A 23,275-nucleotide genomic window follows, 5' to 3' on the forward strand; every position below is an offset into this window, starting at 1 on the left:
ACGCAATCCGAGGACAACAGTGTCTCCCCGACACTGCCGCAAACACCGCCGAAAGGAGCATTCTTGATATGTCCACATTCCGACATCAAAAGTTCATATGTTTAGGAATCTGCGACATCGGGAAGCGGGGCGTTACCCGAGAGTTCCTTGCTTTTCCCGCAGGCAGGACGGCCAGGAGCTGCCCATCGGATTCGACCCGTCAATGCGGGTAGGAGCGGTACGTGGCAAGACAACCCGCACCACAAAAGGACTTCGACGGACTGTCCCGTGAATCCCCGCGGCGGAGACGTCGCCGCGGCGTTCTGTCCATCTGGAGTGGAATGACGAGCGCGGTGCCTCGGCCGACGCGAACTCAGCCGGCCGGGCACCGCGCGGCTCACACGAGCGTGCTGTCCACGAAGCACCAGCGCCAGGCCTCGCCCGGCTCGAACGAGCGGATGATCGGGTGCCCCTCCTCGGCGAAGTGCTTCGAGGCGTGCTTGGCCGGCGAGGAGTCGCAGCAGGCGACCTTGCCGCAGCCCAGGCACAGGCGCAGGTGGACCCACCTGCCTCCGGTGGCCAGGCAGTCCTCGCAGCCCTCCGTCGTGCTGGGGGTGGGCTCCGGGCCCAGGTCGGCGACGTGTTCGCAGGTGGTGGTGGTCACGGCCCGACGGTACCTCCATTGCAGCTTTCAACAACTTCTGGTGTTTGACTGGGCGCATGACGACTGCCGGTCGCGTCGCGCGGCCTTCGATTCTCACGGTGGACGACGACCCGGCCGTGTCCCGGTCGGTGGCGCGCGACCTGCGGCGGAAGTACGGCGAGCAGTACCGCGTGGTGCGGGCGGAGTCCGGGCCGCAGGCGCTGGAGGCGCTGCACGAGATCAAGCTGCGCGGTGAGGAGGTCGCGGCGCTGCTGGCCGACCACCGGATGCCGCAGATGAGCGGCATCGAGTTCCTCGAACAGGCGATGGACGTGTTCCCGCAGGCACGGCGGGTGCTGCTGACCGCCTACGCCGACACCGACGCGGCGATCCAGGCGATCAACGTCGTGGACCTCGACCACTACCTGCTCAAGCCGTGGGACCCGCCGGAGCAGAACCTCTACCCGGTGCTCGACGAGCAGCTGCGGGCGTGGGCGGTGAGCGACCGGCAGCCGCCGCAGCGGGTGCGGGTGGTCGGGCACCGCTGGTCGCCGCGGTCCTACGAGGTGCGCGACTTCCTGGCGCGCAACAACGTCCCGTTCCGCTGGCACGCGCTCGACGAGCCGGAGGCGCGCTGCCTGCTGACCGCGGCGCACCAGGACGGGACGACGCTGCCGGTCGTGGTCACGGCTTCGGGCAAGGCACTGGTCGACCCGTCCGACGCGGAGCTCGCCGCCGAGGTGGGCCTGAGCACGCAGCCGTCGGCCGACTTCTACGACCTGATCGTCGTCGGCGGCGGCCCCGCGGGCCTCGGTGCCGCGGTGTACGGCGGGTCGGAGGGCCTGCGGACCGTCCTGGTGGAACGGATCGCGACCGGCGGCCAGGCCGGTACGAGCAGCCGCATCGAGAACTACCTGGGCTTCCCGGACGGCGTGTCCGGCGGGCAGCTGACCGAACGGGCCCGCAGGCAGGCGGTGAAGTTCGGCGTGGAGCTGCTCACCACCCGTGACGTCGTCGCGCTCGAACGCCGGGGTGCCGCGCGAGTCGTGCGGTTCGGCGACGGCACCGAGCTCTCCGCCCACACCGTCATCCTCGCCACGGGGGTGTCGTACCGGTTGCTGAACGCGCCCGGCCTCGGCGAGCTGACCGGCCGGGGCGTGTACTACGGCGCCTCGACGACCGAGGGCCCGAACTGCGCGGGCCAGGACGTGTACCTGGTCGGTGGCGCGAACTCAGCGGGCCAGGCGGCCGTCTACTTCTCCGGGCACGCGCGCAAGGTCGTGATCCTGGTGCGCGGCGACTCGCTGGAGCAGTCGATGTCGCGGTACCTGATCGACCAGCTCGACGCGATCGGGAACGTGGAGGTCCGCCCCCACACCGAGGTCTGCGGCGGCGCGGGTGAGGGCCACCTGGAGACGCTGACGCTGCTGAACAACAAGACCGGCGAGACGACGGCGGTCCCGGCGAGCTGGCTGTTCGCGTTCATCGGCGCCGCCCCGCGCACGGACTGGCTGGACGGCACGCTGGAGCGCGACGAGCACGGCTTCCTGCTCGCCGGGCCCGACCTCGGCACCTCCCCGCCCGGCTGGGACCTGGAGCGGGCGCCGTACCACCTGGAGACGAGCCTGCCCGGCGTGTTCGTGGCGGGCGACGTCCGCGCGGAGTCGGTGAAGCGCGTCGCGTCCGCGGTCGGCGAGGGCGCCATGGCCGTCACGCTGGTCCACCGCTACCTGGAGAGGTCCTGATGCAGCGGCTCACCCCGGCGGAACTGCGCGAGCTGTTCCTGTTCGAGAAGCTCGACGAAGCGCAGCTGGACTGGCTGGCCGCCCACGGTCACGTCGAGACCCGCGCGGCGGGCACCCCCGTGCTCACCGAGGGCGAGCCGGCGACGTGCTTCTTCGTGCTGCTGGGAGGAACCGTCGCGCTGTGCCGCACCATCGGCGGCCAGCGCATCGAGGTGAGCCGCAGCGACCTGCGCGGTTCGTACTTCGGCGCCACCCAGGCCTACCTGGAGCTCGACCAGCCCACCTACCAGATGACCGTCGAGTCGATCACGGCCACGTCGATGCTGCAGTTCGACGCCGACGAGTTCGGCCCGATGGTCCGCACGTGGTTCCCGATGGCCATGCACCTGCTGGAGGGCCTGTTCTGGGGCATGCGCAACACCCAGGCGACGGTGGGCCAGCACGAACGCCTCACCGCGCTCGGCGCGTTGTCCGCGGGTCTGACCCACGAGCTGAACAACCCGGCCGCGGCCGCCGTGCGTGCCACTGCGGCCCTGCGCGAACGCGTCGCGGGCATGCGCCACGAACTGGCCCTGCTCGCCCAGGGCGCGCTCGACCCGTCCGAACTGCCGGCGTTGGTGAAGCTGCAGGAGAAGGCGGTCGAACGGGTCGCCAAGGCACCGAAGCTCAGCCCGCTGGAGACCAGCGACGCCGAGGACGAGGTCTCCGACTGGCTCGACGACCACGGCGTCAGCGGCGGCTGGGACGTGGCACCGGTCCTGGTCGCGGGCGGCCTGGACGTCGAGTGGCTGGAGACCTCGCTGCTGCCGTGCCCGGCGGCCGTCACCGGTTCGGCCGTGCACTGGCTGCGGTACACGGTCGAGACCGAGATGCTGATGAACGAGATCGAGGACGCCACCACGCGGGTGTCCACCCTGGTCGCCGCCGCGAAGCAGTACTCGCAGATGGACCGCGCACCGTTCCGGGTGGTCGACGTGCACGAGCTGCTCGACTCCACCCTGGTCATGTTCGGCGGCAAGTTCGGCGACGTGCGGGTGGTCGAGGACTACGACCGGACGCTCCCCTCCGTCCCCGCCTACGCCGGCGAGCTGAACCAGGTGTGGACGAACATCATCGACAACGCGCTGAGCGCGATGGGCGGGTCGGGCACGCTGACCTTGCGGACGTTCCGGCGGGACCGGCACCTCGTGGTGGAGATCGGCGACACCGGGCCCGGCATCCCGGCGGCGGTGCGGAGCCGGATCTTCGAGCCGTTCTTCACCACCAAACCGGTCGGTGAGGGCACCGGGCTCGGGCTGGAGATCTCCTGGCGGATCGTGGTGAACAAGCACCACGGCGACATCCGGGTGGAGTCACAGCCGGGTGACACGCGGTTCCAGGTCCTCCTCCCGCTGGAAGCCGTAGGCGCCTGACCCTCCTGCGGCCGTCAAGGTGATCTCCGCGCTCCGCAGCACCACGTCGTTGCCCCGCTGGAAGGGCAGTACTGCGTCGGCGCGCAGTGCGGTGACCGCGTCGGCGATGTCGTCCGCGAGCCGGCGGGCGAGCACGTCGGAGAGGTCGTTGCGGCAGACGATCCGCGCGACCGTGACGTCCGCCTGGTCGGCCGGGAGTGCGTAGGTGGGCACGAGCCAGCCGCGCCGGCGGAGGCGGTCGGCGAGGTCGGTGACGCTGAAACCAGCGTCGTGGTGGGTGGTGAACGCGACCAGGGGCAGGTGGTCCGTGCGGGAGACCACCCGCAGCTCGGGGAACTGGCCGAGGTGCGCGGTCAGCGACAGGGCGAGGTCGCGGCAGCGCCGCATGACGGCCCGGTAGCCCTCCGCCCCCAGGCGGAGGAACTGGTAGTACTGCGCGATGACCGGTGCGACGGGCCGGGTGAACGACAGCGTCTGGGTGGACATGCGGCCACCGGTGTAGTCGGTCGAGAACCCGATCTCGGCGGGCACCACGCTCGGGTCGCGCCACACGATCCACCCCAGCCCCGGAGCGACGAGGCCGTACTTGTGCCCGGACGTGTTGATCGAGCTCACCCTGGGCAGCCGGAAGTCCCACACCAGCGCGGGGTCGAGGAACGGTGCCACCATCCCGCCGGAGGCCGCGTCGACGTGCACCGGCACGTCCACGCCGTCGCGGGCGCACCGCCGGTCCAGCGCGGCGCACACCTCCTGCACCGGTTCGTAGAAGCCGTCGTAGGTGGTGCCGAGCACGGTCACCACGCCGATGGTGTCGCTGTCGCACAGGTCGGCCGCGGTCTGCGGGTCGATGCCCGAACCGCCTTCCCGCACCGGGACCTGCCTCGCCTCGACGTCCCAGTAGGCGCAGAACTTCGCCCAGCACACGTGCACGGCCGTGCTCATGACCAGGTTGGGCCGCCTGCCGGAACCGCCGGCGCGGGAGCGCCACAGCATCAGCATCGCGAGCCCGCCGAGCATGCAGGCCTCGCTGGAACCGCCGGTCGACGTGCCGACCGCGCTGTCCGGGCCGGGGGCGTGCCACAGGTCGGCGAGCGCCGCGACGCACCGCTGCGCCAGGTCGGCCGTGTGCAACGGCTGCACGCCGTCGACGGTGTTGTGGTAGAGGAAGTCGGCCATCAGCCGTTCGGCCTCCGGCTCCATCCCGGTGGTGATGAACGTCGCCAGGTTCTGCTGTGGCCGCACGTCCGGGCGCAGCTCGTCCTGCACCGCCTGGTACGCCGTGCCCGCCGCCGTCGGCTCCTGCGGCAGCCGCCAGCCGGTGGAACTTCTCTGCAGCTCAAACATCACACACCTCAACTGGAGATCGGAGGAACATCAGCCGGCCGCCTTCTCGAAGCTCTTCGGCAGCGGCACGGGAACGGTCGGGGAGAGCAGGTTCTCGGCGCGCAGGTCGGACCAGATGCCGGCGGGCACGTCGCCGGCGGCCATCGCGACGTTCTCGGTGACCTCGGCCGCCGACCGGGCACCGACCACGACCGCCCGCACCGCCGGGTGCCCGAACGGGAAGTGCAGCGCCGCCCGCGGGAGCGGGACGCCGTGCCGGCGGCAGACTCCGGCGATCCTGCGGGCGCGCTCGACCAGCGCGGGCGGTGCCGTCGTGTAGTCGTGCGTGGCGTCGGCAGGGACCTCGTGGCGGGCCAGCAACCCGGAGTTGAAGACACCGGCCGCCACCACGGAGACGTCCCGTTCCGCGCACAGCGACAGGAAGTCCAGGGTCGCGGCGTGTTCGAGCACCGTGTACCGGCCGGCCAGCATGACGTGGTCCAGGGGATGCGCCAGCACGAACGGCTCCGCCACCTCCCACCGGTTCACGCCCACGCCGATCCCGCGGACCACGCCCTGGGCCTTCAGCTCCGCCAGGGCCGGCAACGCCTCGCGCAGGACCTGCTCGGCGTGGTCGTCCGGGTCGTGGACGTAGACGAGGTCGACCCGGTCCAGGCCGAGCCGCGTCAGCGAGGCCTCCAGCGAGCGGCGCACCCCGTCCGCGCTGAAGTCCCACACCCGGCGGTGGGTCGCGGGCACCGCGAAGCCCTCGGCCAGGTCGTCACCGCCGCTGTCACGGGGTTCCAGCAGCCTGCCGACCTTGGTGGAGATGACGAACTCCGACCGGGGCCGGTCCGCGAGCGCTGCCCCGAGCCGCCGTTCCGACAGGCCGAGGCCGTAGTGCGGGGCGGTGTCGAAGTACCGGACACCGGCCTGCCACGCGGCGTCGACGGTGGCGCGGGCGTCCACATCGGACACGGGGCGGTACAGGTTCCCCAGTGCGGACCCGCCGAGGCCGAGGCCGTGGATCACGGCAGCTCCCACACGAACTTCGCGGCCGAGCTGCCCGAGTCGTAGTCGAGCGGGGCGTCGAGGAACTCGTCCATCCTCTGCTGCCACGGGATGTCCGCCGGGTGCCCGTGCATCTTCTCCATCATGGCCGCGTAGTCGTCCACCTCGACGACGTGGAACAGGTCGAGACCGCTGCGCCAGATCCGCCACGACCGCACCCCCGCCGCGCGCAGCGCAGCGTCGAGGTCGTCGGGAATCCGGGCGTGCGCGGCCTCGTAGGCGGCTTCCTTGCCCGGCTTGAGCCTGGTGTGCAGGGCGACTGTCTCCATGGTGCCGGTACCTTCCGATCGGGTTGCCGGGGACGCGGGTCAGGGTGCCGGGGTGGACGCGGCGCGTTCGGCGAGCTTTCGCTCCACCAGCGGTTTGAGGAACGCGAGCCCTGCCCGCGCGTCGTGGTCGGGGTCGATCCCGCGGCGGTGGAACCCCGTCTCGGCCGTGAGGTAGCCGTCGAAACCCGTGTCGAGCAGGGCGTCGACCAGGCCCTCCCAGTCCTCGTCCCCGGAACCGGCCGGCAACCGCGTCTGCGTTCCCCTGGTGTCGGCGATGTGGATCTGGTGCAGGTCGGCGCCCATCAGGTGGACCTGGTCGGTGAGCGACTCCCGCCGGTAGCGGACGTGGCTGCAGTCGAACATCACCTTGACGTTCGGCCGTGCGATGTCCTCCATCAGCTCCATGGCGTCCTCGCCGCTCTCGCACAGGTTCGAGTTCTCCGCGAGCGGCTCGACCACCACCGTGAGGCCGTACTGCGCCGCGTCGTCGGCGACCAGGGCCAGGCATTCGCGCGACCACGCCCAGGCCTGCCGCCGCCGGGTGCCGAACACGACCCAACCTGGCAGGTAGACCACCGCTCCGGCGCCCCACTCGGCGCACAGCTCGTTAATTGCGCGGTAGTGCTCCACGGTCGCTTCGCGTTCCTCGGCCATCGGAGAGCTCGGGTTGTAACCGGGTCCCCCGGTGGGCGCCGGGCCGATGCCGGAGACCTCCACGCCGTGGTCGTCGAGCAGGCTGCGCACCTCGCGCCGCCGGGCCGGGCTCAGGTACGGCGGAAAGGCGTGCGGTGCGGCGGCACCGATCTCGATGCCGTCGAAGCCGATGCGCGCCAAGCGCTTGACGGTCTCGTCCAACGTGTACGCGGGGACCCAGCTGCCGAAGCTGGAGTAGGACCAGGTGTGGTAGCCGAACTTGATCGCCATGAGCTTCCGCCTCTCGAAGGGGTCAGCGTTCGAAGAGCTCTCGGAGGTGCCCTCCGAGGAAGACGCCGTCCGGGTCCCAGGCCCTGCGCAGCTCTTGGAACCGGTCCCACTCCGGGTAGCGCGCGGCCAGCTCCCCGCCCGTGCGGAAGTGGACCTTGGCCCAGTGCGGGCGGCCGTCGAAGTCCCACAGCACCGAGTCCACGGCGCGCAGCGGTGCGACCCACCCCTCGGGGTCCCGTGCTGTCACGGGGTGCGTCACGCCGATGTGGCAGGTGGTGGCCTGCCTGCTCGGGCTGAGCCAGGCGGTGTCCGCGGCGGTGAAGCGGATGTCCACGGGTGCGCAGACGCGCAACCCGCCTCGGCGCACCTCCCCGGCCAGGGCGCGGACGGCGTCGGCCGCCCGGTCGAACGGGACGCTGTACTCGGTGCCCTGCACGGGTGGCGGCAGGTGGTGCAGGAGCGCGTCGTCGCACCGCATGACCTGCGCACCGCCCCGGCCGGCGGCCACAGCGGCCGCGTAGTGCGCGGCACCCGCGACCCGCGACGACCAGGAGTTGTTGCACAGGGCCGAAAGCAGGGCACCGGGCGGTCCCGGCGGCTGGGTCGGTGGCTCGTCCGTCGGCGCCGCCTCCCAGACGATCGCCTGGGAGGTGTGCGGGTACCACCAGAAGCCGCCGAAGTGGACTCCGCGGAACTCGTCGAGGTTCGCCAGCACCTCCGCCAGCGGCCTGCGCCGGACCACCTTGCGCAACCGGTGGCCGGGCACGACGGTGAAGGTGAGGTCCAGGACCACGCCGAGGCACCCCAGGTGCACGCGGACGCCGTCGAGCTCCGGGTCGTCCCGCGTGATCGTGCGCACCCGGCCGTCCGCGGTGAGGATCCGCGCCGCCACGACGTGGCTGGAGAGCGTGCCGAGCCGGGGACTGCTCCCGTGCGTGGCCGTGGCCACCACGCCGGCGACGGTCTGCTCGTCGATCGCGCTCTGGTTCGGCAACGCGAAGCCCGCCGCGGCGAGCTCCCGGTTCAGCTCGCGCATCGTCGTGCCCGCCCTCACCGTGACCGTCATGGCCGCCGGGTCGACGGCGACGACACCGCGGTGGTGGCGCAGGTCGACCAGCGTCCGGCCGGTCGGTGCGACGAGGTTCGCGTAGGAGTGCCCGGAGCCCACCACGCTGATGCCGCGTGCGCGTGCGGTGTCGTCGAGCACGATGTCGCGCAGCTGGTCCGCGGTGTCCGGAGCGAGGAGGCGGTCCGCGATGCCGCGGACCGCCCCGCTCCAGTTGGACCACGCCGTGCGCCGGTGTTCCCCGGTGGTGATCTCCGGTCCTGGTGTCACCCGCGGTGCGTCGGTCATCTCTACCTCGTGGTCAGCCGCTCGGCGAACTCGGCCGTCGTCATCCGCTCGGCCTGGCGCGACTCGAAGTACCACTCGGTGAGCCGCTTGAGACCGGTGTGGAACGGCACCTCGGGCGCCCAGCCGAGCCGCTCGAACGCCATGGCGGCGGACGCGACCCGGTTGTAGGGGCCGGTCGGCTTGTCGGGCAGCGGCTTGATCTCCGTGTCGGCCTGGCCGGTGAACTCCAGGATCATCCTGGCGGCTTCCTTGACCTGGATCGGCTCCTCGGTGCCGAGGTTGATCGCGCTGCCGTCGTGGACGCGCTCCCCGGCGAGGACCAGGCCGCGCACGATGTCCGTGACGTAGGTCCAGTTGCGGATCTGCGTCCCGTCACCCCAGACCTCGAAGGGCTTCTGCTGGATGAACGCCCGGCCCACCATGGCGGTCAGGGCGTGGCTCTCCGGGCAGCGCTCGCCGTAGACCGTGAACAGGCGGCACGACACCGACGGGAACCCGAGCTCGGCGTGGAGCGCGGCGAGCCGCTGCTCGGTCATCAGCTTGGCCCAGCCGTAGATCCCGTCCGCGTGGAACGGCGGCCCCACCTGCGGTTCCGAGAGCCGGACCTCCTCGTTCACGTCGGCCTGCAGGTCGACCGGGTAGACGCAGCCGGAGGAGGCGAAGACGAAGTTCTCCACGCCCGCGTCGACCGCCGCCTGCGAGACCACGCCGTCCAGGACGAAGTTGCGCGAGCACGCGGCCTGGTGCAGCTCGATGAACCCCCGTCCCCCGTGGATCGCGGCGAGGTGGAAGACGACGTCGATGCCGCGCATCACCTCGGCGGCGAGCCGCGGGTCGCAGAGGTCGCCCTCCACGAACTCCCAGGCGGACTCCGGAACGTCGCTGAGGTTCTCCAGGCGTCCCGAGCTGAGGTCGTCGGCGACGCGCACCCTGGCACCGGCACCGACGAGGTGCTCCACCAGGTGCGATCCGATGAACGAGCAGCCACCGGTGACCAGCACTCTTTTGCCGCGCCAGAATTCCTGCTGGGTCATGAGGAGATTCCATTCGTGAGATCGGGTGACGGGTATTTCTGCGCGGCTGCCGGCGGGAGTTCTCGCCCGGCAGCCGGCCGTCGGCTGAAGGGAGTGTGTGACAGCCGGCATCGATCATCCAGAGCCCGTTCCAGTGGTCGGGACGGAATTCCGGCCGGGTCCGGCGGAGCGGAGTTCGTCCCACCGAACGGGACGGGAGGTGGTCCGGCGCGCAACAGGTCCATACCTTCCAGCGCGAACGCGATCACCGGAAGGCGGAGGACGATGCCTGGACCGCTCAACCCCGTGCAGTCGGACGCACTGCCCGCGGCACCCGTGCTCGACTGGCGCGACGGCCCCGGCACCGGAGGCCACGCCTGGGTGCCCGAGGAGCTCTACCGCGAGATCCTGGAACGGATGCCCGTCGTCTGCGTCGACACGCTCGTCGTCCGCGCCGGCGAGGCGCTGCTCACCCGGCGCAGCCAGGAACCCCAGGCGGGTTCCCTGTGGTTGCAGGGCGGGCGCATGCGCAAGGGCGAGCAGCTCGCCGAGGCCGCGGTGCGCACGGCCGAGCAGGAGTCAGGGCTGAGCGTGACCCTGTGCGGTGTGCTGGGGACGTTCTCCACCGTCTTCGAGGCCTCCGCGCACGGCGACTCCCCCACCCACACCGTCAACGTCACCTTCCTCGCCCTGGCCGAGCACGATGCCGTGCCGCGGGTCGACAGCACGCACGACGCCTTCGTCTGGTGGCCGCTGACGGAGCCCACCGGGAACGCCTACCTCGACCAGCTCCTCGCGCTGGCGGCGGAGCAGCTGGGCGTCGCCGGACGGAGCTGAATTCACCCGGTGTCGCAATTCTGTGAATGTGCGCGGCATTCCGGTATTCGGCAATGGCGATTTCCTCGGACGACCCAACGGTTGGAACGCGGGCTTCTGGCATTGCCGCGACGTCATTAGCTTGGACTTCAATCCCTGCTCTGCCCGATGACGGGCGCGTCGAAACGGAGTCCTCGGTGTTCGCAGTGCATGTCCTTCCTGATGATCTCGGCCGATTCGCTGGATCGAGCGGCGATCTCAACCCGTTGCACCTGGACGCGGACTACGCGTCCAGGAGCGGGTTCGGCGCGGAGGTGGCGCAGGGCGCGCTCACCGTCCTCCACGCGGTGGCGGGCCTGCCCCCGCAGGACGCTGCGGCGGTGCGGCGGGTCCGGGCGCGCTTCCACGCCGCGGTCTACCCGGCGCAGTCGTACTCCCTGGACGTGGCGCGCACCGGGAACGGGGGTGTGCGGCTGGAGGTGTCGGACGGCGGGCAGCCGGTCGCGACCGTGGACGTCGAACTGGGCGGCACGGTCGGCGCCGGGGTCGGCGCGGTGCGCGTGGGATCGGGAGAACGCAGGCAGCAGGCCGCTGACCGGGTCCCGGCGGAGCTCCGGGTGGGACAGCGCATCCCGGTGTCCTACCGCAGCGATCCCGGTGACTTCACGAGCCTGCTCGACCGCATCGGCAGCGGTGTGCGGGAAGAGGTCGCGCGGCTGCTCGGCTGGGCGAGCTACCTGGCGGGCATGGAGGTCCCCGGCCGGCAGTCGCTCATCTCCTCGCTGACCGTCGAGCTCGACCCGGCCGCGACCGGCGACGGCTCGATCCACGTCACGGCCGTGGACGAACGCCGTGACATGGTGCGGTTCGGCGGTGCCCTGCCCGGTCTGGGGCGCGTCGAGCTGGCCGTCGTCGCCAGGGCCGTTCCGGCCGAACCGGACGCGCACGTCCTCGCCGCCGCCCTCGCCGGCCAGGACGTCGAGCTGGAGGGCAAGGTCGCCGTGGTCACCGGTGGCAGCCGCGGCTTCGGTGCCGCGTTCGCCGCCGCACTGGCCCTGCGCGGTGCGCACGTGTACGTCACCCACCGCCGGGACCCCGGTTTCCCGCCGGAGCTGCTGGCCGGTCTGGGAACGGCCGCCGAGCGCGTGCACGCGGTGCGTTCCGACGCGGCCGACCCCGCCGGGTGCGCACGGCTGCGCGACCACGTGCTCGCCCGGGAGGGCAGGCTGGACCTGGTGGTGCTCAACGCGTTCCCGAGCTTCCAGCCACTGTTGCCGGGACCGGACACCGCCGAGCGCGCCGCCGAGTACGTCGCCACGGCCGTCACCGCGGTGTCCGCGCCGCTGTCCGCTCTGGCCGAGCCGCTGTCGGCGGCCGGTGGTCAGGTCGTGCTCGTGTCCAGTGACGTGGTCGCCGGTGCCGCGCGGACCTGGCAGCACTACGTGGACGCCAAGCTCCGCTGCGAAGAGCTGCTGCGCACGACGATCAGCGGGCACCCCGGTCTCGGCGGGCTGGTCCTGCGGCCCCCGAGGATGGACACCGGGTTCTCGCCGACCGTTCGCGGGGTCGTCGACGGGCTCGCCGTCGAAGCGGTCGCCGCGGCCGCTGTGGGCGGGCTCGGTCAGGTGAGCGCCGGCCGGGTCGAGGTGCTGGAGTCCTTCGCACCCGCAGGCGCACCTGCGGCCCCTGGTGTGCCGCCGACGGCGAACGCCGCCGCACCCTCACCCGAGCCGACGACGGACCTCGCGGCGGACGGCGCCGTGCTCGCCGTCGCCGCGACCTTCACCACCGACCCGCTGGCGGCACCCCTCACCGCGTGGTGCCGCGACCTCGGTCTCGGCCTGCGCCCGGTGCTCGCGCCGTTCGGCCAGGTGTTCCAGGAGCTGCTCGACCCCGCCGGCACCCTCGGGTCCGCGCGGTCGGGATGTGCGGTGGTGCTGGTGCGCTTCGACGACTGGCCGGCCGAGGAGACCGAGCGCACCCTGGGCGAGCTCGCGGAGGCCGTGCGGTCGTTCGCCGCACGGGCCCGCGTCCCGCTGCTGCTCCGCGTCTGCCCCAGCCCGTCGGTCACCGGCGCGGACCCGCGCCAGCACCGGCTCTTCGACGACCTGGGCGACATCCCCGGGGTGCACCTGCTCGGCGCCGAGGACTGGCACGGTGGCACCGATCCCGGCGACGTGCACGACGAGGCCCGCTACCGCATGGCGCACCTCGCCTACACGCCGGCGGGGTACGACGCCCTGGCCACGGGGATCGCCCGCTCGGTGCACGCCCTGCTCGCCCGGCCGTTCAAGGTGCTCGTCCTCGACTGCGACAACACCCTGTGGGCTGGTGTGGCCGGCGAGGACGGCCCGGAAGGGGTCCGGCTCACCGGCGGTCACCGCCACGTGCAGGAGTGGGCCGTCGCCCTGCGCGAGCAGGGGGTGCTGCTCGCCCTCGCCAGCAAGAACGACCCGGAGACCGTGGACGCGGTCTTCCGCGCCCGCCCCGAGTTCCCGTTGCGGTCCGACCACGTCGCCGCGCGGGCGATCGGGTGGGACCCCAAGCCCGTCGGCCTGGCGCGGCTGGCCGCGGAGCTGAACCTCGGCCTCGACAGCTTCGTCTTCCTCGACGACAACCCGGTGGAGGTCGCCCAGGTCCGTGCCGCGTGCCCCGGCGTGCTGGCGCTCACCGTGCCCGCCGACGAGGAGGAGATCAAGCCGTTCCTGGACCGGGTGTGGGCCTTCGACCGCCTGGTGGTGACGGAGGAGGACCGCGGTCGCGCGGCCGCCTACGACGCCAACCGGGACCGCGGTGAGCTGCGCCGGTCCTCGCTGACCTTCGCCGACTTCATCGCGGGCCTCGACCTGGTCGTGGACATCACGCCCGCGGCGGAGGCGGACCTGCGCCGGGTCGCGCAGATGACCCAGCGCACCAACCAGTTCAACTTCAGCACCGTGCGCAGGCAGGAGAACGAGCTGCGCGCCCTGCTGGCGGAACCGGGCGTGCGCTGCCAGGTGGTGCGCGCCACCGACCGCTTCGGCGACCACGGCGTCGTGGGCGCGGTGATCAGCCGGCAGGACACCGACGAGCTGGTCGTGGACACGTTCCTGCTCAGCTGCCGGGTGCTCGGCAGGGGCGTGGAGCACCAGGTCCTGGCGTCGCTCGGCTCGGGCACGGCCGTGAAGATCCGCCTGCCCTACGTGCCCACGGCCAAGAACGAGCCCGCCCGGCGCTTCCTCGACGGCGTCGCCGACGGGGCACCGGCGGCCGGGGGCACCGACTACCTGCTGACGGCGGAGCAGGCCGCCGGGGTCCGCTTCGACCCGGAGTCGGCCGTCCTGGCGGACGACGCCCCCGCGGCCACCGCGGTCGCGGTGGTCGACGCGGGACCGCGGCTGAGCACGCTCGCCGCACTGGCCGAGAACCCGGCAGGCGCCCGTGAACCCGGCGAGGTCGCGGGTGTCGAGCAGCACGACGCCCTTGCGCTCGTGATCGACGCGCTGACCGACGTGCTCGCACTGCCTCGGGGAGCGGTGACGGCGGACAGCGCGCTGGCCGGTCTCGGTGCCTCGTCGCTCGCCCTGGTCGAGGCCGCGGTCGCGTTGCAGGCGCACTTCGGTGCCCTGGAGCTGGAGGTGTTCTACGAGCACCGCACCGTCGGCGACCTCGCCGCCTCCCTCGGCCCGGTCGTCCACCGGCCGCAGTCGCCCGCCGCCGCTCCGGCGGAGGACGTGGAGCCCCTCGTGGACGGCCTGGTCCGCGGTGCGCAGCAGGCGCTGGAGGCGTTCCACGCGCTCGGACAGGAGCAGGTCGACCACATCGTGGCGAAGGCGGCGCGTGCCGCCGCCGCGAGCCACCTGGACCTCGCCGTGCTGGCGGTCGCCGAGACGGAGCGCGGAGTCGTCGAGGACAAGGCGGTGAAGAACCTCTTCGCCGCGGAGCACGTCACCAACAGCATGACCGGCATGCGCACCGCGGGAGAGGTCCGCCGCGACGAGCTCACCGGCCTGGTGGAGATCGCCGAACCCGTCGGTGTGGTGTGTGCGATCACGCCCGTCACGAACCCGACCTCGACCGTCGTGTTCAAGGCCCTGATCGCGCTCAAGACCAGGAACCCGATCATCTTCGCCTTCCACCACCTGGCGCCCCGCTGCGGTGCCGAGGCGGCCCGCATCGTGCGCGACGCCGCCGTCGCGGCCGGTGCGCCCGCGCACTGCGTGCAGTGGGTGGAGACGCCCAGGCGTGCGGTCACGCAGGCGCTGATGAACCACGACGGCGTCTCGCTCGTGCTGGCCACCGGCGGCAACGACGTCGTGCGCGCCGCGCACTCGGCCGGCAAGCCGGCGATCGGCGTGGGAGCGGGCAACGTGCCCGCGTTCATCGCCGCCGACGCCGACCTGGCCCGCGCAGCGCACGACGTCGTTCTGTCGAAGAGCTTCGACAACGGCATGACGTGCGCCGCCGAGCAGACCCTGCTGATCGACACCGGGGTGTGGGACCAGGCTGTGGACAGCCTGCGGACCCGGCTCGCGCACGTGCTGACCGCGCAGGAGAAGCGCGCGCTGGAGGACTTCCTGTTCGGCCCGGACGCGCGCAGGGAGGGCAAGGTGTCCGTCAACCCGGCCGCCTCCGGCCGTTCGGCGCACTGGATCGCCGGCCGCGCCGGGTTCAGCGTCCCCGAGCACACCACGCTCCTGCTCGCCGAGGTCGCTGACATCGGCCCGGACGAACCGCTGACCAGGGAGAAGCCGTGCCCGGTGGTCGCGCTGCTGCGCGTGGCAGGAGCCGAGGAGGGCATCCGGCGGGCCGCTGAGGTCGTCGAGTTCCACGGCAGGGGCCACACGGCGGTCGTGCACACCGCCGACGAGCGGCTGGCTGAGCGGTTCGGCAAGGGCGTCAAGGCCGTGCGGGTGGTGTGGAACTCACCGGCGGCGCAGGGCGGCATCGGTGATCTCTACAACGCGTTCCTGCCGTCGATGACCCTCGGCTGCGGCAGCTACGGCGGCAACTCGGTCTCCGGCAACGTGACCGCGGCGAACCTGCTCAACATCCGCCGCATCGCCCGCCGCAACAACAACATCCAGTGGTTCAAGGTGCCGCCGAAGATCTACTTCGAGCCGAACTCGATCCGCTACCTCGGCGAGATGACCGGGGTGCACCGGGTGAGCATCGTGACCGGTCGCACGGTGGCCAAGCTCGGCTACGCGGACAAGGTGCGGTCCGTGCTGGCCGGCCGCTCCGAGCCCGTGGCCGTCCAGCTGATCGACTTCGTCGAGCCGGAACCGTCGCTGCAGACCGTGCAGCGCGGTGCGGAGATGATGCGCGAGTTCCAGCCGGACACCATCGTGGCCATCGGTGGCGGGTCCTCTTTGGACGCCGGGAAGCTCATGTGGCTGTGGTACGAGCACCCCGAGGTCGACTTCGCCGAGGCGAGGGGCCGGTTCGCCGACATCCGCAAGCGCCTCTACCGCTTCCCCGAACCGGAGCGCGCCAAGCTCGTGTGCGTGCCGACGACGTCGGGCAGCGGTTCGGAGGTCACCCCGTTCGCGGTGGTCACCGACCGGGAGACGGGCCGCAAGTACCCGCTGGCCGACTACGCGCTGACCCCGAGCGTGGCCATCGTCGACCCGGTGCTCGTGCGCTCGCTGCCCGCCGGGCTCGCGGCGGACTCCGGGTTCGACGCGCTCACCCACGCGACCGAGGCGTACGTCTCCGTCTACAGCAACGACTTCACCGACGGGCTGTGCCTGCAGGCGATCAAGCTGATCTTCGAGAACCTCGAGGACTCCGTGCTGCTCGGAGCGGAGAAGGCACAGGAGGCCATGCACAACGCGGCCACCATCGCCGGCATGGCCTTCGGCAGCGCGTTCCTGGGCATCGTCCACGCCATGTCGCACACGCTCGGCGCGACCTTCGGCCTGGCGCACGGCCGGACCAACGCGCTGTTGCTGCCGCACGTGATCCGCTACAACGGCCAGCCCCCCGCGAAGCTCACCGGCTGGCCCAAGTACGAGAACTACCAGGCACCGCAACGCTTCCAGCACATCGCCCGCACCCTGGGACTGCCCGCGGCCACGCCGGAGGAGGGAGTGCGCTCCTACGCCGCCGCGATCGAACGGCTGCGCTCGGCCGTCGGGCTGCCCGCCTCGTTCGCGGAGGCGGGGGTGCCCGAGGCGGCGTTCCTGAGCTCGCTGCCGCAGCAGGCCCTCAACGCGTTCGACGACCAGTGTGCTCCGGCCAACCCCAGGCAGCCGGTCCTGGCCGACATGGAGGAGCTGATGCGCACCGCCTACGCCAACGGGGCGGTGGACCTGGAAGACGTGCGCGCCGCGGCCCACAGCGGCCGCTGATCCGGTCCCGGTGGGTCCGCCCCGCGCGGACCCACCGGGATTGTGGCGTTTCGAGACGTGACTCTCCGGGTCACGTCTCGTTTGGGGTGCCCGGGACGTGATCGCGGAGGCAGACCCCGGGGGCCAGGCGGGCAGTGCGCAATCGGGCGCACTCCTGCCCGCCGTGCCGAAGTCGCGCGGCGAACTCGCCTTCCGCACGCGGTGCCCCGGCGCGCCCGGCACCGCTCCCGCGGTGCCGACGGCCGTCACCGCGGAGACCGCCAGGGGGCATGGCGACCGGTCCGCTGTGGAGTCCGGGCTCCCCCGACTTGCCGAGCAACGTCGTCGCTGGTCACGGCCTTGATGCGCAGTCAAACGCGCACTTCCGGCCATTCCACCCGCGCGGGCTCACCGGCTGCGCTGAACCACCGCGCGACCGGATGATGTGGACACGCCCGACGACACCTCGCGCACAAGCGTTCCGGCACCGCACGCGCACCGCCGGAGCCCGGTGACCACGGCCTGTTCGCCGCCGATGTGGACGCGACGGCGACTGGCGCGGCTGTCGTACTGTTCGCCTCGAAGCGCTGGTGGACGTCGAGGCAGCCGGAGGCAACGTGCTCAAGGAACCCGAGGGCCTGCTGTGGCCGGTAGCACCCGCATCCACCCCGCGGGCCGAGCCGGGCGGGATGGACGGCGGCCTGGTCGCGCACTCGCACGGGCAGCGGCTCGACCACGCGCTGAGCAGGGTCACCAGCGGGTTGACGGCGACTGGCCCCTGCCGCAAACTCCCGTCCAATTCGAATTTGCACGCGGTCATGGCCGAGGGGTTCACCCGGCGCGACAGGGCGGCGCAGCAGGCCTGAGCCAGGCCGCGGCGTCGCTGGTGCTCACCAACCGGACCGACTCACGACGGAGCTCCGCAGATGGCTCAGCAGCGCAACGAACCGCACAGGACTTCCTCTGACGCACCCCGGTCGGTCCACCGGGGCAAGGAACTCGGCCGGTTGCTCAGCGCGCTCACCGCGGCGGAGACGAACAGGCCGGCGGTGGTGCTGGTGGAGGGCACCACCGGCGTCGGCAAGACGACGCTGCTGGGCGAGGTGGCGGACGCCGCCAGGGCGCGCGGGTTCCAGGTGGCCGGTGCCGCGACGTCCACTCTGGACGGTTTCATGTCGTTCTCCGTCGTCCGGCAGCTGTTCGAGAACTTCACCGCGGGGCCGGAGGCCGGCGCCCTGGAGTCGATCCTCGGTGTGGACGGTCAGCCGGAAGCCGGCAACCGCACCGCGGCGGGGTTCGACGAGCCGGCGACCCACCAGACGTACCACGAGCTCTACCGGCTCGTGAGCGGCCTCGCCGACCGCGGACCGGTCTGCTTCGTCGTCGACGACCTGCAGTGGGCCGACGCCTCGTCGTTGCAGTGGCTCAACTACCTCATGCGGCGGGCGACCAAGCTGCCGCTCGCCGTGCTGCTCAGCTGCACGACCGGCGTCTACCCCGCGGACCCGCTCCAGGTCGCGGAGATGCAGATCTACGCCACCCGCGTGCGGATCGGCGGTCTCACCGCGGACGAGGTGTCGACGTTCGCCGAACCGGTGCTCGGCAGCTGGCCAGAACCTGAGGCAGTCACCGCCCTGCACGCGGCCACGGGCGGCAACCCGCTGCTCCTCCACTCCCTGCTGGAGACGACCGGGGAGTTCTCCGTGCAGGAGATCCCGTCCTCGTACGGGGTGGAGGAACTGGGCGAGTCGGTGCTCGCACGGCTGCACGGCGAGCCCGAACCACTGCTCCGGCTGGCCAGGACGATCGCGGTCGTGGAACCCCCGGACCTCGGGCTCGCCGCCGAGGTCGCCGGGATGACGGTGCCGGAAGCCACCGACGGCGCCGACCGGTTGACGCGGATGGGACTGCTGACCGGCGCCGCCAAGCCGGCGTTCACCCACTCCGTGTTCACGGACGCGATCACGAGCTCGATCACGCGCGCGGTCAGGGACGACCTCCACGCACGGGCCGCCGCGAGCCTGCACGCGTCCGGTGCACGAGCGGCGCTCGTCGCGCGGCACGTCCAGTGCACCTCCGCGAAGCTCGGCCGGTGGGCCGCCGACGCGCTCCACCGGGCAGCGGACCAGTTGCTGCACGACGGTGACGCGACCACCGCCGCGAGCTTCCTCACCAGGGCGCTGCAGGAGCACGTGCCGGCCGAGCTCAGGACGAAGCTGCTCGTGAAGCTCGGTCACGCAGAGTCGTTCTTCGACCCCTACCAGGCGGCCACGCACCTCAAGCAGGCGTTGGAGGACATCGAGGAACCCGAGCTCCTCCTCGACGTCACCTCGCTGCTGTCCAGGACGCTCTGCCTCGACGGGCGCTACGAGGACGCGCGCGCGGCGTTGAGCGAGTCCATCGCCAGGATGTGCGCCTCCGCACCGGAGTTCTCCGCTCAGCTGCGCCTCGCGCTCCGCGTCACCCTGCCAACCGAGCAGTCCGAGCAGTCCGAGGAGCCCGACGCCGCTCCGGACCGCGTCGCGGTCGACTGGCGGCGCCGTGACGCCCGTGGCCGCGGGCTGGCCGCACTGGTGGCGGAGGACCTGAGCAACCGGGGCGAAGACCTGACGACGTCCCGCGAGGCCGCGCTGACCGCGTTGTCCGCGGGCGCGGTGTCGATCATGCATGACCCGCAGCGGATGATGGCCGCCATCAACTCGCTGATCAGGACCAACGAGCTCGACCTGGCCCTGCGGTACTCCAGCGAGGCGATCCTGGAAGCTCACCGCCAGAAGCTGGACCTGGTCTTCGTGCTGGGCCACACGCTGCGGTCGCGGGTGCACTTCCACCGCGGGGCTCTGGCCCAGGCGGTAGTGGACGCCCGGCTCGCACTGGCCAAGGCGCACCGGATGAACCTGCACCAGCGCCACCCCGGCCGCATCTGGCCGATGGACGCGCTCCTGTCCGCGCTGCTGCACCTCGGTGACGTCGAGGCGGCACGGGAGCTGGTCGAGCCCATCGGCCTCACCAGCCCGCTGCCGAACAGCTGGCACCACACCAGCCTCCTGCAGGGACGCGGTCACCTCCGCATGCGGCTGGGGGACGACGCCGGCGCGCTCACGGACCACCTGGAGTGCGGGCGGAGGCTGAAGTCGTGGGGTGCTCCCGGCCCCGCTGTGCTGCCGTGGCGCTCGTACGCGGCCGTTGCGCACCTCCACCTCGGTCAGTCGCTGGAGGCGGTGCAGCTGGCCCTCGAAGAGCTCGAACTGGCCAAGAAGTGGGCCTCCGCACCGAGTCTGGCCCGCGCGATGCTCACCGTCGGCATGGCGACCGGTGGCGCGGCGGCACTGCCGTGGCTCATGGAGGCCGAACACGTCCTGCGCAACACGCAGGCGTTGCTGCTGCGCGCGACGGTCCTGGTGGAGCTCGGGACGACGAGGTGGCGCCACGGGCAGCAGAAGCTCGCCAGGGAGGAGCTGGCCCAGGCGAAGGTGGCCGCGGAGCGGTGCGGTTCGCTGCCGTTGCTCACCAAGCTCGCCGAACTGCCGGCGGAGGCGGTGGGACGGTCCGGCGCCGGGCCGGCCGCTCCTGTTTCCGTTTCCGCGGGCTCTCCTTTGACGCCGCAGGAGCACCGCGTGGCGAGCCTGGTCGCCACGGGCTCCTCGAACGACGAGGTCGCCAGGAAGTTGTCCGTGTCGCGGCGGGCCGTCGAGTTCCACCTCACCCACGTCTACCGCAAGCTCGGCATCCAGCGGCGCACGCAGCTGGCGGCGATGTTCCACTCGACCGGCAGCAGGTAGGGAACGGCTTCCCTCACGCAGGGCCCGCCACGAGGTGCGCCGAGATGCTGCGCAGCTTCGCGCAGGTCTCCTCGATCTCCCGCTCCGGCCGCGAGGACGCCACGATCCCGGCGCCCGCGCGCAGCCACCGCCGTCCCTTCCGCTCGTACACCGCGCGCAGGACCAGGCCCGCGTCCAGGAACCCGTTGTCCGACGCGAACAGCACGGCACCCGAGTAGACGCCCCGCGGCGCGGCCTCCGCCCGGGAGGTGAACTCACAGGCCGCTTTCCTCGGCGCACCCGAGATCGTGACGCCGGGGAACAGCAACTCCAAGGCGTCCCAGGAGGTCTTGCCCTCGGTCAGCCGGCCGCACAGTCGCGACGCCGGCTCGTCCACCACCACCGAGCCCGGCTCGCACACCTCGGTCAACCCGGCGAACGCGCACTCGACGGCGATCGCGTGGTCGTGCGCCTCGTCCGGGTCCGGCACCAGCTCGTCCACACGGGACTCCAGCCGCGGCCGCGTGGCGACCTTCCCGTCCGACCCGGCCTCCAGCACCGTCTGCGCGCAGAAGCCCGTCGTCGTCAAGCCGCCGATCGACAACAGGAACGACCGCTCCGGTGCGGTGGCCGCGCGCCCGGCCAGGTACGTCTCCACGAAGTCGACGGGCTCGTCCACGGGCACGCTGCGGGACAGGGTCACCTTGCGCAGCCCGGTCGAACGGATCTCCTCCACCGCCGCCAGCACCGCGTCGCGGTACCGGCCGCTGCCCGCGTCCAGGTCCACCGGCACGGTCGCGCGCCCCGGTGCCGGCGCGTCGTCGACCGGTGCGGTGCGCAGGTGTTCGAGCAGTGCGCCGAGCCGCGCGTCGCCGCCCCGCACCACGCTCGCCCTCCCGTCCTCGATGCGCACCTCCACCTCGGGCACCACGAGGTGCACGACCTCCGAGTCCCCGGCGAGGTCCGAGCGGTCGTTCAGCACGTGCACGGCCTCGAACGCGATCCAGCCGCACACCGTCCACTCGCGCAACGACAACCGCTCCAGCGCCGCACGTGCCGCGCGCACGGGCCCGCCGACGACCGGCCATGACTCCTCCACCGAGTCACGCCGAACCCGCACACGGGTCGCGTTCACGACGATCTCCACGCGCACGCCCCAGGTGACCGTCCACACGTCGCCGTGCTCGTAGACGAAGTAGGTGTCGAAGAAACCGGTGCGGATCAGTGCAGCGGCGAGCTCGGCGGACGACATCGGGGAGGGTTCCGTGAGAACGGCCATTACCAGCTCCTCGGGTGTCGCGGAGCAACCGCGACTCGGCGATCGGTCTTCCTGTCCACACCGGCCACCGCTCTTCCCCCAGCTCCACGGTGGTCCCTCGGTCCGGCAAGACCAGAATTGGCCCCAAACGAATCTATTCACGTCCGATCCACCCGGTCAAACGGCCGTGCCAACCGATGGAACTTTTCGGACATCAACCGGGCAGTAACACCGAGTATTCGCAACATTCACTCTTTCGCGTACGGGTTTGTGGAACTCCGTAGCTACACGACGCGACGCCCTCAATACGGTGTGGTGGAACCCACAGGCGAAAGAAGATTAACCGTGATCACCAGCCAGAACACCGCCTTGGAAGCCCCCGCGACCGTGCCGGCACCGCGAGACCCTTCGCGACGCACTGCGGCCACGAAGGTGTTGTCCGTGCTCCAGGCCTTCGGCGCGTGCGACGGCGCGGCGTCACTCACCGAGCTCACCCGCTACTCGGACCTCCCGAAGTCCACCGTTCACCGCATGGTCGGTTTCCTGCGCGCGGAGGGACTCGTCGAGATGATCGACAACCGGTTCCTCCTCACCACCAAGATCACCGAGTTGTCGACCGCCGTTCCGCTGGAGATCTCCGACCACACCAGGGAACGGCTGCTGCCGGTGCTCGCGGACCTCTACGAGTCCACTCGCGAGGCCGTCCAGCTCTCCGTCCTGTGCGGCACCACGGCGCGCGTCGTCGAACGCCTGCACGGCAGGCAGTCGAGCGAGCTCGCGACGCGGCTGCGCGGTCCCCTCCCCCTGCACTGCACCGCACCGGGGAAGATCCTCCTGGCCGGCGACCCCGGTCTGCTCCCCGTGCTGTGCGCCCACGGGCTGGAGGCGCTCACCCCCGCTTCCATCACCTCCGCGGGGGTGCTGCAGTCCGCGCTGACCGGTGTGCGCAAGCACGGCGTCGCCTTCGACCGCAGCGAGTGGCTTCCCGGCTTCACCGGTGTCGCAGCCCCGGTGTGGGGACCCGGCCCGACCCTCGTCGGCGCGATCTCCGTGTTCGGGCCCGTGCAGCGCCTCAGCCCGGACGCCGTCGCGCGCCGCGTCCACCACGCCGCCGAGACCGCGTCCAGGGAGCTCCACTCCGCTCCCCCGTCCGCGGGTCACCGACTCGCCGGATGAGCACGACCGCCCGTCGACATCAGCCGTTCCACAAAGGAGTGGCCGGTGGTGCCGACCGGCGTCAGATCGCTCGTGCGATGGCGATGTTGCCCGCGAGCCGGTCTCCTGCTTCGTAGATCATGTACTCGTGGCCTTGGTAGGTGCCGAACGAGGGTGCGGCGGAGCGGCCGTTGTCGGGTGCGCCGGTGAGGGAGTCGTGGAAGACGCCGAGGTGGCGGCG

At 71.8% G+C, this 23,275-nt stretch carries 15 protein-coding genes; 7 read left to right on the forward strand and 8 right to left on the reverse strand.

The window, feature by feature from the left end; translation table 11 throughout:
* Window positions 1-376: 376 nt before the first annotated feature.
* A complete protein-coding gene (locus ACZ7CD_RS38195) occupies window positions 377-643 on the reverse strand; it encodes a UBP-type zinc finger domain-containing protein (protein ID WP_360400046.1) in 267 nt (88 codons plus the stop codon).
* A gap of 56 nt (window positions 644-699) precedes the next feature.
* On the opposite strand from ACZ7CD_RS38195, the gene ACZ7CD_RS38200 reads away from it, so the two are divergent.
* Both ACZ7CD_RS38200 and ACZ7CD_RS38205 read left to right on the forward strand, forming a co-directional pair.
* Window positions 700-2,367 carry an NAD(P)/FAD-dependent oxidoreductase gene (locus ACZ7CD_RS38200; RefSeq protein ID WP_470372073.1) on the forward strand — a complete coding sequence of 556 codons (1,668 nt, stop codon included), beginning with the start codon at window positions 700-702 and terminating at the stop codon, window positions 2,365-2,367.
* The gene (locus ACZ7CD_RS38205; protein ID WP_470380800.1) at window positions 2,367-3,779 is read left to right on the forward strand and encodes an ATP-binding protein; all 1,413 of its coding nucleotides are present in this window, start codon (window positions 2,367-2,369) and stop codon (window positions 3,777-3,779) included. The genes ACZ7CD_RS38200 and ACZ7CD_RS38205 overlap by 1 nt, the downstream gene beginning before the upstream one ends.
* On the opposite strand, the gene ACZ7CD_RS38210 is transcribed toward ACZ7CD_RS38205, so the two are convergent.
* From ACZ7CD_RS38210 to ACZ7CD_RS38235, 6 genes are read right to left on the reverse strand one after another with little or no spacing between them, the layout of a single operon-like run.
* A complete protein-coding gene (locus ACZ7CD_RS38210; RefSeq protein ID WP_470380801.1) occupies window positions 3,720-5,123 on the reverse strand; it encodes a glutamate decarboxylase in 1,404 nt (467 codons plus the stop codon). The two genes, ACZ7CD_RS38205 and ACZ7CD_RS38210, sit on opposite strands and share 60 nt — an antisense overlap.
* Window positions 5,124-5,153: 30 nt before the next feature.
* Window positions 5,154-6,134: an aldo/keto reductase gene (locus ACZ7CD_RS38215; RefSeq protein WP_470380802.1), complete on the reverse strand. Its 981-nt coding sequence runs from the start codon at window positions 6,132-6,134 to the stop codon at window positions 5,154-5,156.
* Window positions 6,131-6,442, reverse strand: coding sequence for an L-rhamnose mutarotase (locus ACZ7CD_RS38220; RefSeq protein WP_470372069.1), 312 nt, complete (start codon window positions 6,440-6,442; stop codon window positions 6,131-6,133). Before ACZ7CD_RS38220 ends, ACZ7CD_RS38215 begins: the two co-directional genes overlap by 4 nt.
* A gap of 39 nt (window positions 6,443-6,481) precedes the next feature.
* A complete protein-coding gene (locus ACZ7CD_RS38225; RefSeq protein WP_470376225.1) occupies window positions 6,482-7,366 on the reverse strand; it encodes a sugar phosphate isomerase/epimerase family protein in 885 nt (294 codons plus the stop codon).
* Between the two features lie 22 nt (window positions 7,367-7,388).
* Window positions 7,389-8,720, reverse strand: a complete 1,332-nt coding sequence (locus ACZ7CD_RS38230) for a D-arabinono-1,4-lactone oxidase (RefSeq protein ID WP_470380803.1) — start codon at window positions 8,718-8,720, stop codon at window positions 7,389-7,391.
* Window positions 8,721-8,722: 2 nt separating this feature from the next.
* Window positions 8,723-9,754, reverse strand: coding sequence for an NAD-dependent epimerase/dehydratase family protein (locus ACZ7CD_RS38235; RefSeq protein ID WP_360400070.1), 1,032 nt, complete (start codon window positions 9,752-9,754; stop codon window positions 8,723-8,725).
* A gap of 264 nt (window positions 9,755-10,018) precedes the next feature.
* Between ACZ7CD_RS38235 and ACZ7CD_RS38240 the strand changes: the two genes are divergently transcribed.
* From ACZ7CD_RS38240 to ACZ7CD_RS38255, 4 genes are all read left to right on the forward strand, one after another.
* On the forward strand, window positions 10,019-10,570 hold the full coding sequence (locus ACZ7CD_RS38240) for an NUDIX domain-containing protein (RefSeq protein ID WP_470380804.1): 552 nt from the start codon (window positions 10,019-10,021) through the stop codon (window positions 10,568-10,570).
* Between the two features lie 53 nt (window positions 10,571-10,623).
* Window positions 10,624-16,881, forward strand: coding sequence for a bifunctional acetaldehyde-CoA/alcohol dehydrogenase (gene adhE, locus ACZ7CD_RS38245; protein ID WP_470380805.1), 6,258 nt, complete (start codon window positions 10,624-10,626; stop codon window positions 16,879-16,881).
* Between the two features lie 569 nt (window positions 16,882-17,450).
* Complete coding sequence (locus ACZ7CD_RS38250) at window positions 17,451-17,726, forward strand: hypothetical protein (RefSeq protein WP_360400079.1); 276 nt, start codon at window positions 17,451-17,453, stop codon at window positions 17,724-17,726.
* Window positions 17,727-17,786: 60 nt separating this feature from the next.
* On the forward strand, window positions 17,787-20,642 hold the full coding sequence (locus tag ACZ7CD_RS38255; RefSeq protein WP_470380806.1) for a helix-turn-helix transcriptional regulator: 2,856 nt from the start codon (window positions 17,787-17,789) through the stop codon (window positions 20,640-20,642).
* Between the two features lie 13 nt (window positions 20,643-20,655).
* On the opposite strand, the gene ACZ7CD_RS38260 is transcribed toward ACZ7CD_RS38255, so the two are convergent.
* Window positions 20,656-21,900, reverse strand: coding sequence for a chorismate-binding protein (locus tag ACZ7CD_RS38260; RefSeq protein ID WP_470380807.1), 1,245 nt, complete (start codon window positions 21,898-21,900; stop codon window positions 20,656-20,658).
* A 411-nt stretch (window positions 21,901-22,311) separates the two neighbouring features.
* Here ACZ7CD_RS38260 and ACZ7CD_RS38265 point away from each other — a divergent pair, with 411 nt between their 5' ends.
* The gene (locus tag ACZ7CD_RS38265) at window positions 22,312-23,055 is read left to right on the forward strand and encodes an IclR family transcriptional regulator (RefSeq protein WP_360400088.1); all 744 of its coding nucleotides are present in this window, start codon (window positions 22,312-22,314) and stop codon (window positions 23,053-23,055) included.
* Window positions 23,056-23,275 lie beyond the last annotated feature (220 nt).

It is taken from the genome of Lentzea sp. NPDC036949 (genome assembly GCF_055608075.1).